Here is a 14,808-nt window from a genome sequence, read left to right on the forward strand (position 1 = left end):
GACTCATGCAGGCAGCGCATGCCGGTTCCCTTGGCATCGAAGCAGCGGAGCAAGCTCCGCTCTACGAATCGGCGCACCGGGACGGATTCCGCCCCTGGCGTAGAGCCGGGCTTGCTCGGCTCTACGTACGATCAACTGCGACACGCAGCGGAGCAAGCTCCGCTCTACAGGTCAGGGGGACGTCACCACGACGCGTGCCGGCAGCACGGTGATGCGCAGTTCGCCGTCCTTCCACTGCGCCGGCTTGCCGTTGACCCGGGTCGCACCGGGCGCCGTCTTGTACGGCCACGTCAGTACCAGGCCGCCGGGCGGCAGCTTCAGTCCGGCTTTCGCTTCCAGCACCACGTCGCCGCCGGTCCTGCGCAGCGAGTAGCCCAGCACGCCATTCGGCGTGCGCAGGCCGTCGATGGCGATGCCCTCGCCGTCCAGCCAGGTCGCCGGCACGCCGGCCGCCAGCACCAGGCTGTCGTCGAGTTCGCGCGAGTAGGCGAACATGTCCAGCGCCGAGCGCACGAAGTCCGAGCCTACCCAGGCGTGCGGCAGGTCGCCGACGAAGAACGGCGTGCGCGGCGTGCGCGACACCACTTCCGCCCACTGGTTCCAGGCCGGCGGCGCGCGATCCTTGAAGAAGAAGTCCACCACCTCCCAGGCACGCTCGCGCCAACCCAGGCGGACGAAAGCGGCCACGTTGCGCCATTCGTACGGTGTGTAGTCCTTCCACGCGCGCTGGCCGTCGCGGCGTTGCACAAACTCGGTCCAGTAGCGCTCGAACGTGCCGTGCAGCAGGTCCGCCGGCAGCTTGCCCTGCTCGCCGCCCGGTGCCAGTGCGATGGTCGTCGAGGTGGGATCGAAATCGCCGATCTCCGCCGCACCCGGCAGGTAGTTGATCCCATGGATCTGCGTGGCCGCGCGCAACGAGGCGTACAGGTCGTCGCGGAACTGGTCGCGCGAGGCGGCCATGCGCTTCGACGCCGCCGTCTCGCCCAGCGCATCGGCGACCTCGACGGCATCCTTGTAGCCGCGCAGCGCCCAGAAGTTGTCCCAGTACGAATGCATCGGCTTGGCCGAGTAGCCTTCGTGGCTGATCGACGCCGGCATCATGCCGTAGAACGCCGCGTTGACCGCGCGGTTGGCTTCGGTGCGCTCGCTCAGGCGAAGTTCTTCCATGTAGGCGAAGGCCCCCTGCACGTGCGGCCACATCTTCCTCAGGAACGCCTTGTCGCCGGTATAGCGGTAATACTCGGCGATGTTGAAGATCAGCTCGCCGTGGCTGTCGTTCTCCGGCACCGGATCGCTGCCACGGTCGTCGACGCAGCACGGCACTTTGCCGTTCTCGAACTGGTACGGCGCGTAGTACTCGACGTATTCCTTGACCACCTCCGGGCGACCGAGGCGCAGCAGCCCCTCGGAGATCATCGCGCCGTCGCGGATCCAGCTGCGCGAGTACGAACGCGTACCGGGCTGCAAGCGCGGGCCGATGCGCGAGATCAGCATGTGCGCGAGCGCGGTGCGCAGAGTGTCGGCGATGGCTTGGCCTTCGGCGGGGACCTGCAGCTTCATTTCGCCGAGCTTGGTCCGCCACATGCTGGCGGTGGCCTGCTGGTCGCGTGCGGCGTCGATGCGTGCGGGCAAAGCGCCTTCCAGCGGCGCCACCCAGTCGATGTCGCGGCTTTCGCCGGCGGCCAGCGTGATCCGGTACAGCACCGCCGCCGACGCGAGTCCGTTCGATTCGCCGGATATCTGCGCGGAGGCACCGTCCATGTCTGTCTCCATGGACGCCAGCCGCTCGCGCACCAGCCCTTCGTCGAAGCGCGACGCCAGCGCCGCATCCGGTGGCGTGAAGCGCACGCTCGGCCTTCCGTTCACGCTGGCCACGCCATCGCGCAGCGCGATATCGCGGATCGGACTGAAGCCACCCGTCGTGTTGAGGAACTGGCTGGGCGGATTGACCTGCCAGGGCTGCACGGCCAGCGCCAGCACGTACTCGCGCGGCACTTTGCCGGTATTGGTCAACCGATGCCGGGCGACCACACGCGAATCGCCGGGCTTGCCTGCCGCGAAAGCCGTGGTCGTCAGCGCGAAGTCCGCGTGCTGCCAGGCCACCGTCGGGATCGGCAGGTAGCCGTCCTGCAGCGATTGCGTGGACACCACGTCGGCCCAGCCGACCCAGCGTCCATCGACCTGCACGAACGGCTCGACGCTGACGCCACCCTTGGCGATCTCGATGGCGCCATCCTCGCCGATCAGACCCTGCTCACGCCCACCATCCAGGCCCACGATGGTCCAGTACGGCTGTTCGCCGCTGAAGCCGCGCGGGAACCAGCCCTTGGGTGATTCCGCCGCCATCGCTTTCAACAGATCGTTGGGATGTGCGGCAAAGGCGAGTGGTTTCACTTCCAGCTCTGCCAGCGCAAACGAATGCTCGGGCCCGTCGCCGATCGCGAGGCGCACGTACCGCGCCTCGGACTCCGGCAGCGCCAGGTAGTCCGTGCCCCCGTTGCCACCAACGACCGTGCGCACATCGCGCCAGCGCACGCCGTCGTCGGACAGCTGCACCAGATAGTCGGATGCATGCTGGCCAGGCTTCCAGCGCAGCACCAGGCCACCGAACTCCCGCACCTTGCCCAGGTCCAGCGTCAGCTGCGGATCCTGTTCGCCACGCAGATCGGCTGCCCACGCGCTGTCGGAGTTGCCATCGACGGCCAACCCCGCGGCGCCCGCCGGAAATGCAAGCGATGCGCTCGCCTTGCCCGTCAGTGGCGCACCGTCGTCGACCGGCAGCGGCTCGAACGTCAGCTGGTCGAAGCAGACCGAGCCCTTGCCGCCCGCGTTGTTGTAGACGGTGAACTCCAGTTTCTCGCTCCGCCGCAGCACGCGGTCCGGGTCCGGGCCCCAGGCCTTGTCGATGTGGCGCTGCTTGTAGCGCACCGGCGTCCACACCGTCGGATACTCGTACTTCGGCCGGTTGACCCACCAGACGTTGTCGCCGCTGGCATCGACCACCTTGAACTGCAGGTCGTTGCGCGGCGAATCCCCGCGCAGCTGGAAGCCGAACCGGTAGTTGGCCGGATACGACAACGGCAGGTCGCGCTGGATGCCGGCATGGCCCGATACGCCGTTGAAGTCATAGTCCAGGCACAGCGCCTTGCCGTCCACGCCGTCGACCGTACGCAGCGCCCCACTGACCTGGTTGGACGTCACCACGCGCCATGCGGACGCATCGCTGAAGTCGTCGAGGATGCGGATGCCCTCCTCTGCGGCGAAGGCCGGCGCAGCGCACGCGAGCAGTACGCCGCAAGCCAGTGCAGCCTTGCGGAAAGCGAAGACATGGGTTTCCCGACTGCGCAGGAATGACGGTTCGATGTTCATGGTGATTCAAGCTCCGCGACGATCCGGCTTCCCGGTCAGCCCTTGACGCTGCCCAGCAACAGGCCCTGGATGTAATAGCGCTGCAATGCCAGGAACAGCAGCAGCACCGGCAGGATGGTGACGACCGAACCGGCCATCATCAGTTCGTAGTCCATCACGTGTTCGCGCGACAGGCCCGCCAGCGCGACCGGCAGGGTCTGCAGGCTGTCATCGCTCAACACGATCAGCGGCCACATGAAATCGTTCCATGCGCCGAGGAAACTGAAGATCGCTAGCGTCACCAGGATCGGCTTCAATCCCGGCAACACGATCTGGAAGAAGATGCGCGCCTCGCTGGCGCCGTCGATGCGCGCGGCCTCCAGCAGTTCATCCGGTATGGAGCGCGCGTACTGGCGTACCAGGAAGATGCCGAAGATCGCCGCCATGCCTGGCACGATGGCGCCGGCGTAGGTGTTCACCAGGCCCATCTGCTTGAGCAGCAGGAAGAGCGGCATCATCGCCACCTGGGCCGGGATTACCAGCGCCGCCATCAGCACGCGGAAGGTGCGGTCGCGCCCCTTGAAACGCAGCTTGGCGAAGGCATAACCGGCCATGGTGTTGAACAGCAGGGACAGCAGCATGACGCTGGTGGACACGATGAAGCTGTTGAGCAGGTAACGCCCCATGCCGGCGCGTACGAAAAGTTCGCGGTAGTTGTCCAGCGTCGGTGCCGATGGCAGCAGCGGTGGCGGGAAGTGGCCGGCCTCGCCGGTCTGCATGAAGGACACCGACAGCATCCACAGCAGCGGACCGATGCTGACGATCGCCAGCGCGACCAGCAAGGCGTTGACGACGACGGTGGCGAGCCGAGGGTTCATTCCACGCCCCGCTTGCGGGCGAACCACAGCAGGCCGCTGGTCACCGCCGTCATCAGCACGAACAGCAGGAAGGCCACCGCGGACGCATTGCCCAGGTTCCACCACTTGAAGCCTTCCTCGTACATCAGGTACAGCACGCTCTTGGTGCTTTCCAGCGGGCCGCCCTGCGTCATGACGTAGGGTTCGGCGAACAGCTGGAAATAGCCCGCCATGGTCAGGATGCCGACCAGCAGCAGCACCGGACCGAGTTGCGGCAGGGTGACGTGGCGGAACTGCGCCCAGCGCGAGGCACCGTCGATGCGGGCCGCCTCGTACAGGTCTTCCGGAATGCTCTGCAGGCCGGCCAGGAAGATGATCATGTTGTAGCCGAAGTTCTTCCACACGGCGAACAGGATGATGGTCGGCATCGCCCAGGTGGGATCGCCCAGCCAGTCGACCGGATCGATGCCGACCCATGACAGGCCCCAGTTCACCAGACCGTATTTCGTGTGGAACAGGTACCGCCAGATCACCGCCACCGCCACCACCGTGGTGACGACCGGCGCGAAGAACGCGGTGCGGAAGAAACCCTTGAAGCGGCCGAGCTTGGAGTGCAGCAGCAGCGCCGCGCCCAGCGACAGCGCCACCGACAGGGGCACGCCGACCACGACGAAGTAGACGGTGTTGCCAAGCGACTTCCAGAACATCGGGTTCTGCAGCAGGCCGACGTAGTTGTCGACGCCGACGAAGCGCAGGTTGCCGATGTCGGCCAGCGCGTAGATGTCGAAATCGGTCAGGCTGAGCGCCAGCGCGGCCAGCACCGGCAGGCCGAAGAAGACCACGATCACCGTCAGCGCAGGCGCGGCGAACAGCCAGCCGGCGAGCGAGTGCGTGGACCTCATGGCGCCGCCCCCGCCTTGCCGGCGTGGTCCAGCATCCAGCGACGTTTCTCCAGGATGCGGTCGGCGCGGCGATCCAGTTCCTCGGCCGCCTGGTCCACGCTCATGCGGCCATTGGCGACCTGTTCGCCGACCAGCCGCATCTCGGTGGCGATGCGTTCCCACTCCGGTACCTTCGGCGTGGACACCGCGCGCTCCAGCTGCTCGCGGAAGGCCTTGGCGTAGGGATCACTCGCCAGCGCGGGCGTCTGCCACGGCGAGCGGCGCGGCGGCAGGTCGCCGGTCAACGCGTGGAATTCGGCCTGCACCTTCGGCGACGACAACCAGGCGATAAGCTGCCACGCCGCCGCCTTGTTGGGCGAATCCTTGAACACGACGAAGCTCGTGCCATTGGCGAGCGATGCGCCGGGGCCGTTGGGGCCCGGCAACGGCATCGTCGCCCAGTCCTTCTGCTGCGCGGCCGGCAGACGCTCCTTGAACTTGGCGATGTTCCAGGGGCCGGAAATGTAGAACGAATAGAACCCCTTGCCGAACTCGTCCCACACGTTGGAGATCTGGTTGTTGGTGACCACCGGCGCCCAGCCCTGCTCGAACATCTCCTTGTAGAAGCCCAGTGACTGGCGGAAGCCTACGCTGCGGAAATTGCCGTAGCGGCCACCTTCGCGCAGCAACGGCTCCGGCTGCTGGATCGCCAGGCTCAACAGCGGCTCGAACTCGTTGAGCGGCAGCAGGATGGAATAGTTGCCCGGCCCCGCGACCTGCTTGACCTCGCGCATCGCGACCCGCCAGTCGTCCCAGCTCACCGGCAGCGTCTCCACGCCCGCCTTGGCCAGCATGTCGCGCCGATAGAACGGCAGCCGGGTCTCGACATACCACGGCACCGCGTAGGCGCGGCCCTCGATCACGCCCGTGTCCCAGACGCCGGGGAAGAAGTCGGCCTGATCGAAGCCAGGCGTCGCGGCGATCTCGTCATCCAACGGCTCCAGCGCATCCAGCGCCGCAAACTCCGGGATCCACGTATTGCCGATGGGGCTGACATCCGGCAGCGACTCGCCGGCGAAGGCGGTCAGCAGTTTCTCGTGCGCCGACAGCCACGGCACGATCTGCAGGTCAACGCGGATATCGGGGTGCAGGCGCTCGAATTCGGGCAACAGCCGGGCGACGACCTCGCCTTCGTAGCCCATCACCCAGAACCGCACGGTGGTGCGGTCGTCCTGCGTGCGCGCGCAACCGGCGATCGCCAGCACCAGCAGCATCAGGAGCGCAGGGAAACAGCAGCGCACCAGGGCCCTCCTTCCACCGGAGAAGACCCTGATGCGTGCTGGAGAGACCCTTGCTGGTGCACGCCGATCCATGCGAACAGCTTACTCGGGCTGCTGCGGGCGCGTCGCCTCGGGCTGTGAGGCCTGGTTGGCGCGCGACTCCGCGGTGCCCAGCGCGCGCGCCGCGGCCGCGTCCAGATCCGGCGGTGCGGTCGGCGCCGCCACGGGGCTGCTGCCGCTGGCATGCTCGCTCTCCGCATCCAGCCAGCCGCCCTGGAAGCCGGCCTTCTTCAATCCGTCACGGATATACGGATTCTTCTTCATCACGCTCCAGACGAAATCGCTGCGGTAGTTCGCGATCATCGCCAGGATCGGACCCTGGTCGATGCCGATGTAGTCGCTGGCCACCCAGCCCTTGCCCGGCACGATGCGTCCGGTCTTCAGTGGGATGTCGTAGTCGAAGCTGGGATTGAACGAATCCAGGAAGCCGTAGCTGGAGTACAGGTAGTCGCCGTAACGACGATGCATTTCCTCCGTGGCGGGAATCACGATCTCCGGCGCGAACGGCAGCGAGGCGATGGCCGCCGTCGGCGCGATGGTGCCGTCATCGAAGTTCTCGCGGAAGCCCGCGCCACGTGCGGAGTAATGGCGGAATGGACGCTGTTCGCCGCGGTATTCCTGGGTGGTCTGCTGCGGCCCGTCGGAAGCGGTCAGGCCCCAGACGTTCGCGCCGTAGTCCTTCCACTTCATCGGATTCTCGATGGCGTAGGCGCGCTGGGCGTAGGTGGCGCGACGGCTGTTCTCGAAGTAGTCCATGCCGCGCTCGCGCATGTACGCGTCCTGGATGCCGCGGAAGTCGATCCAGACATGGCTGTACTGGTGGCCGAAATGCGGTGCGAAGGTCAGGTATTCCTGCCCCTGGAACACGCCCCACAGTTCGCTGTAGCTGCGCGTCCACACTTCCCACGCTTCCGGACCCACCGGATGCGTCGGCGAGGCCATCGCCAGCACGTAGACCATCATGGCCTCGTTGTAGCCCTTCCAGTCGTGCGGGATGACGCCGCTCTCCGGGAACCAACCCATCGAGATCAGCGGCTTGTTGTTCTGCAGGAACGTCCAGTCGACGCGCTTGTAGATGGTGTCGGCAAGCGCGCGGATCTCCTTCTCGCGTGCATCGTCGCGGTCGTAGTAGGACTGCGCGAACAGCACGCCCATCAACAGCAGCGAGGTATCCACGCTGGACAGTTCCACCCAGGTGTTGAAGCGCTCGCCGGTGTTCATGTCGAGGAAGTGGTAGTAGAAGCCCTTGTGGCCGCCCTTCCCTTCCTTCTGCGGGCCCTGCGGGATGTCGCGCAGGAATTTCAACGTGGTCAGCGTGCGGTCGACCGCCTGCGTGCGGCTGACCCAGCCGTTCTCGATGCCGATGGGATACGCGGTCAACGCGTAGCCGATGGAGGCGATGCTGGCGAACGGACGCGACGGATAGCGGTCCGGCGTCATGCCGTTCACTTCGTTGGTGGTGTCCCAGAAGAACTGGAACGTACGACGTTCGATGTCGCGGAAAAGGGGCGGCAACTCCGGCTTCGCCGGCGGTTCCGGCTTGGCGGCCACGACGGGAGCGGCAGGCTTCGCGGCGGGTGCGGCTTTCTCCTCCGGCGCCTTCTGGCAGCCGGCGATCAACAGAGTCAGCACGACGCCTATAAGCCAGGGCGTGCGCGGGGCTGGGGTGATCTTGTTCAAAACGTTATCCCGTTGTAACCGATTACAAAAGAGCACAAAACAAACCCGCCGGTCAGGCGGCGCCCGGAGGCGCCGCCCGAGGGCGGGTATGTATTACCAGTCGAAGCCGAGCGACAGCTTGAACGTGCGGGTGGGCCAGAGGATGCCATTGCCGCTACGCTGACCGAAGTTCGGATTGGCCACGCCCGGGCCGCCGCGCCAGTCGTCGAAATCCGTCCAGTTGCGCCAGTTGAAGGCATTGATCAGATCGGCGCGGACCTTGAACTTCAGATCGGTACCGGTATCCCAGACCTTCTGCAGCGCAATGTCGAACTGCTTGAAACCGATGGTTTCCGAACGCTCGTAGGGATCGAAGAAGCAGTTGTCGTTGCTCGGCGCATCGAAGCAGTTGGTCGCGCTGCGGGGCGTCGGGGTCTCCAGGATCAGCTTGGCCGACAGCGTCACATCCCACGGCAGTCCATAGATGCCCGTCGCCACCAGACGATGCTTGGGCACGCCATTGGACAGATAGAACGTATCACCGGCATCGGGGTAGTCGAAGACATAGGTCTCGCCGTTCGACGCGTTGACGCGGTTCTCCTTGGCGTCGCTGTAGGTGTACGCCAACGTCACGCCCCACGGCGACTGCTCCGTGTACGGCTTGTCGATCGACAGCAGCAGCGAATTGAGCTTGCTCTCGATGCCATTCTGGCCAAGGATCAGGCTGCCGTAACCCGGGATGGCCTGGCCCCAGGGCTGACGGCCCCACGTGGCGTTCGGGAACGCCGGGTCGCGGAAACTGCCGCCCGGATAACGGTTGCCGAGACGGAAGTAGATGCCTTCCTTCGCACGGATGTGCGCGACCGTCGCCGACGTGTTCCAGTCATGGCCCCACACCGTGAACGTGTTGCGCGTGCCGATGCTGAACTGGTCCGAGTACGGCGTTTCCAGGTCGTTCGCGAGCAGATTGACTTCACCACCTGCCGTGGGATTGGCAGCCGCGAATGCCGCCAGACCCTCAGGCGTCAGGAGCGCCGGATTGAACGGAATGCAGGTGGGGCTGGGATTGCACGGATGGTTCACGTCCGGGAAGTTGATGGTGTACGTCGTGAACGCGCCACCGTAGAACTCGCGCGCCATGTAGTCGAACAGGTTGCGGTCGTAGGAGCGGCCGATACCGCCGAAGATCACGTGACGCTGGTCGCCGGAGAGGTCGTACGAGAAGCCCATGCGCGGAGCGAAATTGTCCTTGTCGCTCTTGCGGTTGCCGCCATCGCTGATGTAGTTCTCGATGTCGTAATCGGTGTTCTGGATGTTCGTCCAACCACGCAAGGCACTCGCGATGGCGGGATCGAGCGCATAGTCCCTGTACGCCGCCATGTCCTCGTAATCCCAGCGGATACCCATGTTCAACGTCAGCTTGTCGTTGACCTGCCAGTCGTCCTGGATGTACAGGCCGAACTGCTTGTTGCCGGACTCGACGAAGGGCGTACGGCCGGCACGGGCCGTCGTGTACTCGATGCGATAGGGTTGCCCGGGATTGACCGCCACGTCGTAGATATAACGCGGATTCGGCGGGAACTGCTGGAACGCGGTGAGCTCGACGTCCTTGTACTTCACGCCCGCCTTGATGGTGTGGTCCTGCCACCCGTACCAGGTGAAATCGTTCTGCAGGCCCCAACCCTTCTGGCCCTTGTCCTGGAAGCTGCCACCGCCGCCGGTGTTGAGCAGGGTGATGTCGCCATTGTTCGCCTGGTTGCGGGCGGTGTAGCGGATGATCGGCGCGTTCACCAGCGGAGACGGATTGTAGGACGACTCCTCGAAAGTGAGGTGCGCATCGTTCATCCAGTTTTCGGCCGAATACAGCGAGCGCAGGTCATAACGCGTCTCGTCGTTGTTCAGCGCGGTCGCCGCGCTCTGGGCGTTCGTGCCACCCACGTCCAGGATGCCGACCTCCTCGCGAACGCGTGCGGAGAACTCGATCAGGTGCTCGTCACTGGCCTGCCAGCTCAACTTGCCGAAGTAGACGTCCTGGTCGAAGGGGCGACTGGTCGGTCCGTACTGCGCCAGGATGTTCGCCGGAATATTCACGTGTCCCGTGTTGTTCGGGCGGGTCACCAGCTCCGGCACGATGAAATCCTTCGCTTCGTATGTCACGAAGAAGTGCAGACGATCGCGAATGATCGGACCACCGAAGGCGATGCCGTACTGCTCGGTGGTTTCTTCGCTCTTCCGGCCGGCGACCTCTTCGCCGGGCGTGGGCTCGCGCCAGCCTTCGCTGTAGCGGTCCCAGATGAAGCTGCCCGAGAAGTCATTGGTGCCGGAACGCGTCACCGCCGTGACCGCTGCGCTGCTGATCTGGTCGTACTCGGCCTTGTAATTCGACGTGATGACCTTGTATTCGCCGATCGCCAGCTGCGGGAACGGGTTGCCGCGACTGTCGTCCTGACCGGTGATGCCGCCCGGCGTGACGTAGTTCTTCTGGCCGACGCCATCGATGAAGACGTTGATCTGGCTGGCACCCTGCGCACCACTGCGCAGCTGCGATTCGTTGCCGTTGCCGCTGGTGACGAAGCGCATGCCCGGCACCGTGTCGGCGAACGCCAGGAAGTTGCGCGAGTTCTGCGGCAGCAGCTCGATCTGCTTGTTCGACACGTACGTGGCCACTTCCGACGTCTTGGTTTCCACCAGCATCGGCGCGGTCACGCGCACGGTGTCGAGCGTGGTCGCGTCACCCGTCGGCGCGGACACCGGCGGTGCGTCCTGCAGGTTGAGCGTGGCGGTCTGGCCCACGGCCAGGGTCACTGCACGGCTGCTGGTCTGGCCGCCGGCATTGACGTCGATCCGGTACGTGCCCGGCGGCAGGCCGCCGATGTTGTAGCTGCCGTTCGCGGCCTTCGCGGTACGGGTCAGGCCGGTATCCACGTTGGTGACGGTGATGGTCGAGTCCGCCGTCACTGCACCACGCAGCGTGGCGGACGTGGACTGCGCCATCACCTGCGGCGCCGCCATGGCCAGGCAGCTCGCCAGGGCACAGGACAACAGCTTGCGATTGGGTCGGAATGTGGTGGTGCGGTTGCGCTGCTTCATTGGCTCTCCCTCCAAAGATTGATGTACTGCAAATCGGCTTGATGCCGCTTGTAATCGATTACAACCCGCTCCAAAAAAAAGCGGTCACGCTTTCCCTATGTCTGTGTGTGGCGGCCCTCTCCCACACTGGACGCCCTGACGATCAGCTCCGGCGTCAACATGGCCGAAGGCGCCACACGCGCACCATCGGATTCGATCGTTTCCAGCAGACGGCTCATCGCCTGCCCCCCCAGCTCGGCAATACTCACCCGCATCGTGGTCAAGGTCGGGTGAACGAAGCGCGCCAGCGGAATGTCGTCGAAACCGGCCAGGGCCACGTCCTGCGGCACGCGCACGCCGGCTTCGTTGAAGGCGTACAGGCAACCCAGCGCCGTCATGTCGTTGGCGGCGAACACGGCCTGCGGCCTGTCCGCCGAATGCGCGATGTGCTTGCCTGCTTCGTAGCCGGCGGACTCGCTGAAATCGCCGGAAAATTCCTGCGGCTGCGCGCCCGGCAGCAGACGCGCCATCGCATCGCGGTAGCCGCGCAAGCGTTCACGCGCATCGAAGTTGCCCTCCGGCCCGCCGATGAACGCGATGCGGCGATGGCCAGCCTGGACGAGGTGCTCGACCATCGCCACGGCGGCGCTGTAGTTGTCGATGGTCAACGCCGGATACGGCGAGTCCTGCACATCGGTGTTGATCAGCACGACCGGCAGCGACGACGGCAGGTTGTCGACCAGGAAGCCCGGACGGTCGGTATACGGCGACAACACCAGCAAGCCGTCGACGCGGCCACGCATCGCGCGCAGCGCTTCGCCCTGCTCTTCCGGATGGCCGTGGTAGCTGGACACCAGCAGATGCTGGCGGCGTGCGCGGGCGACCTGGTCGATGCCGCGGATCAGTTCGGAGAAGAACTCGCCGTACAGGTCCGGCAACACCACGCCGATGGTCTGTGTGCGGCGGCTGCTGAGGCTGCGCGCGGCGGCATGCGGCTGGTAGCGCAGGCGGTCGGCCGTGGCCAGGACCTGCTGGCGAACGGAGTCGGCGACGTTCTCGTGCCCGTTCAAGGCACGCGACACGGTGGCGACGGAGACCCGCGCCTCGCGTGCGACATCCTTGATGGTGACCGAGGTTCTCGCCATTCCCCGCCCCTCCGCGGTGATGACAGCCTTGAGTGGCGCGGACTGTAACCGTTTTCACGGAAACGTGTAAAGCCCGCGTTAGTTGGTGCGAAATACGTTGTGAATTCAGTCGTTTGCGCGAACCTTGATGTCGCAGAAAATATTGCGGCGCAGCATCACCGATGCCGCACCGCAGTCGTCCTTCAGGGCGCCGCCACCGAGAACGCGGCCTGCTGCGTGCGATCCGAGCTTCCGCCCACGAACACCGTGAAGGTGCCCGGCTCCACCACCTGCTGCATGCGTGCGTCGTACATCGCCAGATCCTCGAAGCCGAGTTCGAAGGTGACCGTCTTCGACTCGCCCGGCTGCAACGCCACGCGCTGGAAGCCGCGCAGTTGCTTGACCGGGCGGGTGACGCTGGCCACGTCGTCGCGCACGTAGAGCTGCACCACTTCCTCGCCTGCACGCTTGCCGGTGTTGGTGACACGCACGCTGACCTGCTGCTGCAGGGCGGACGGGGCCAGCGTCTTCTTCGCCACCACCGGCGCGTCGTAACGGAAGGTCGTATAGCTCAGCCCGTGGCCGAACGCGTACAGCGGCGTGGACGGCGCATCCAGATACTTGCTGGTGTACTTGTCGGTGTCGCTTGGCGGACGGCCGGTGTTGCGGTGCGCGTAGTAGAGCGGGATCTGCCCGACGTTGTGCGGGAACGTCACCGGCAGCTTGGCCGACGGATTGACGTCGCCGAACAGCACGTCGGTGATGGCATGTCCGCCTTCCACACCGGGGAACCACGCTTCCAGGATCGCCGGCACCTTGCCCTTCAGCGCACCGATCGACAGCGGACGCCCGTTCAGCAGCACCAGCACCACGGGCTTGCCGGTCGCGGCGACCTGCAGCGCGAGTTGTTCCTGCACGCCCGGCAGGTCCAGCGTGGTGCGGTTGTGCGCCTCGGCGCTCATGTCGGGATGTTCACCAAGGAACATCACCACCGCGTCGGCCTGCTGCGCCGCCGCCACCGCCTCGGCGAAGCCGGACGTGTCCTGGCTGTCGATGTCGGCGCCCTTGGCGACGATCAGCCGCGTGTCCTCGCCCAACGCGGCTTTCAGCCCCTGCACCGGCGTCACCGCGTCTTCCTCGCGCCCGGCCACCGCCCAGTTGCCGAGCATGGCGCGGCGATGGTCGGCCAGCGGGCCGATCACCGCCAGCGTCCGCACGGACTTCGACAGCGGCAGCACGTTGCGGTCGTTCTCCAGCAGCACCAGCGACTTCTGCGCCATGCGGCGCGCCGCCGCGCGATGCTCCGGGGTGAGCGTCAGCGCGCGCTCGCGGGCGCCGTCGTCGGTGCAGTAGCGGTAGGGATCGTCGAACAGGCCCAGGCGGTACTTCGCGTTGAGTACACGACGCACGGATGCATCCAGCTCGGCCATGGGGATCTTTCCGGCCTTTACCGCCGCCGGCAGGTCCTTCACATAGATCTGGCTGACCATGTCCACGTCCACGCCGGCACGCAGGCCAAGGATGCCGGCCTCCTCGCGGTTGGCGGCCACGCCGTGCGGCATCAGTTCCATCACGCCGGTGTAGTCGCTGACCAGCAGGCCGTCCCAGCCCCACTGCTTGCGCAGCACGTCCTCGATCAACGGACGATGCGCGTGCATCGGCACGCCGGCCACTTCGTTGAAGGCGGCCATGATCGACTGCGCGCCGGCATCGACGGCCGCCTTGAACGGCGGCAGATAGACCTCGTGCAGCGCGCGTTCGGAGATGTCGGCCACGTTGTAGTCGCGGCCGCCCTCGGCCGCGCCGTAGGCGACGAAGTGCTTGGCGGTGGCCAGCACGGTGTCCGCCGCGCTCAGGTCATCGCCCTGGAAACCACGCACGCGTGCAGCGGCCAGCACCGAGCCAAGATACGGGTCTTCGCCGGCGCCCTCGACGATGCGGCCCCAGCGCGGGTCGCGGGAAATGTCCACCATCGGCGCGTAGGTCCAGTGGATGCCGTGCGCCGCCGCTTCGACCGCGGCCACGCGGGCGCCGTTCTGCACTTCGACCGGGTCGAAGCTGGCCGACTCGCCCAGCGGAACCGGGAACACCGTGCGGTGACCGTGGATCACGTCGAAGCCGAACATCAGCGGGATCTTCAGCCGCGACTCTTCCACCGCGATCCGTTGCAGGCGGCAGGTCAGCACCGCGCCCTGGGTACCCAGGTAGGTGCCGATCTCGCCCTTGCGGATCTGGTCCTCGTTGCCGGTCATGGCGGCCGGGCCGGTGTTGTTGCCCACGCCGGCCGGCTGGTTCAACTGGCCCAGCTTCTCCTCGACCGTCATCTTCGCCATCAGGGCGTCGACGAAGGCTTTCTCCTGCGGTGTGGCATATACCGGCGGCGCGGCGGCGGCCGGGGCGGCCAGCAAGGTGGCGATCAGGCCAGCCAGCAGCGGGCGCGATGAAAGGTGATTGATGAACATGGCGCCCTCCCGGCGTGACGAAAGGGGGCGAATGTAAACGTTTTCATCGGCCGGCGCATGCCGCGCTG

General features: G+C 65.9%; 8 protein-coding genes. All 8 read right to left on the reverse strand.

All coding sequences use genetic code 11. The features are described from left to right. Positions 1–171: 171 nt before the first annotated feature. The 8 genes from MMG85_RS07535 to bglX all read right to left on the reverse strand — a co-directional run bounded on the left by MMG85_RS07535 (position 172) and on the right by bglX (position 14,740). Positions 172–3,369, reverse strand: coding sequence for a discoidin domain-containing protein (locus MMG85_RS07535; protein ID WP_241045490.1), 3,198 nt, complete (start codon positions 3,367–3,369; stop codon positions 172–174). Positions 3,370–3,404: 35 nt separating this feature from the next. Next, entirely contained in the window at positions 3,405–4,226 is an 822-nt protein-coding gene (locus tag MMG85_RS07540; protein WP_241045491.1) for a carbohydrate ABC transporter permease, read from the reverse strand. Beyond that, complete coding sequence (locus MMG85_RS07545) at positions 4,223–5,107, reverse strand: sugar ABC transporter permease (RefSeq protein ID WP_241045492.1); 885 nt, start codon at positions 5,105–5,107, stop codon at positions 4,223–4,225. The genes MMG85_RS07540 and MMG85_RS07545 overlap by 4 nt, the downstream gene beginning before the upstream one ends. Continuing rightward, positions 5,104–6,387: a sugar ABC transporter substrate-binding protein gene (locus MMG85_RS07550; RefSeq protein WP_241045493.1), complete on the reverse strand. Its 1,284-nt coding sequence runs from the start codon at positions 6,385–6,387 to the stop codon at positions 5,104–5,106. Before MMG85_RS07550 ends, MMG85_RS07545 begins: the two co-directional genes overlap by 4 nt. Before the next feature lie 81 nt (positions 6,388–6,468). Further along, positions 6,469–8,067: a glucoamylase family protein gene (locus tag MMG85_RS07555; RefSeq protein ID WP_241045562.1), complete on the reverse strand. Its 1,599-nt coding sequence runs from the start codon at positions 8,065–8,067 to the stop codon at positions 6,469–6,471. Between the two features lie 132 nt (positions 8,068–8,199). Further along, positions 8,200–11,175: a TonB-dependent receptor gene (locus MMG85_RS07560; RefSeq protein WP_241045494.1), complete on the reverse strand. Its 2,976-nt coding sequence runs from the start codon at positions 11,173–11,175 to the stop codon at positions 8,200–8,202. Positions 11,176–11,270: 95 nt separating this feature from the next. Continuing rightward, positions 11,271–12,299 carry a LacI family DNA-binding transcriptional regulator gene (locus MMG85_RS07565; RefSeq protein ID WP_241045495.1) on the reverse strand — a complete coding sequence of 343 codons (1,029 nt, stop codon included), beginning with the start codon at positions 12,297–12,299 and terminating at the stop codon, positions 11,271–11,273. A 182-nt stretch (positions 12,300–12,481) separates the two neighbouring features. Next, on the reverse strand, positions 12,482–14,740 hold the full coding sequence (bglX, locus tag MMG85_RS07570) for a beta-glucosidase BglX (protein ID WP_241045496.1): 2,259 nt from the start codon (positions 14,738–14,740) through the stop codon (positions 12,482–12,484). Between the last annotated feature and the right edge of the window lie 68 nt (positions 14,741–14,808).

Origin of the sequence: Pseudoxanthomonas sp. LH2527 (assembly GCF_022539275.1) — a bacterium.
Classification (GTDB): domain Bacteria; phylum Pseudomonadota; class Gammaproteobacteria; order Xanthomonadales; family Xanthomonadaceae; genus Pseudoxanthomonas_A.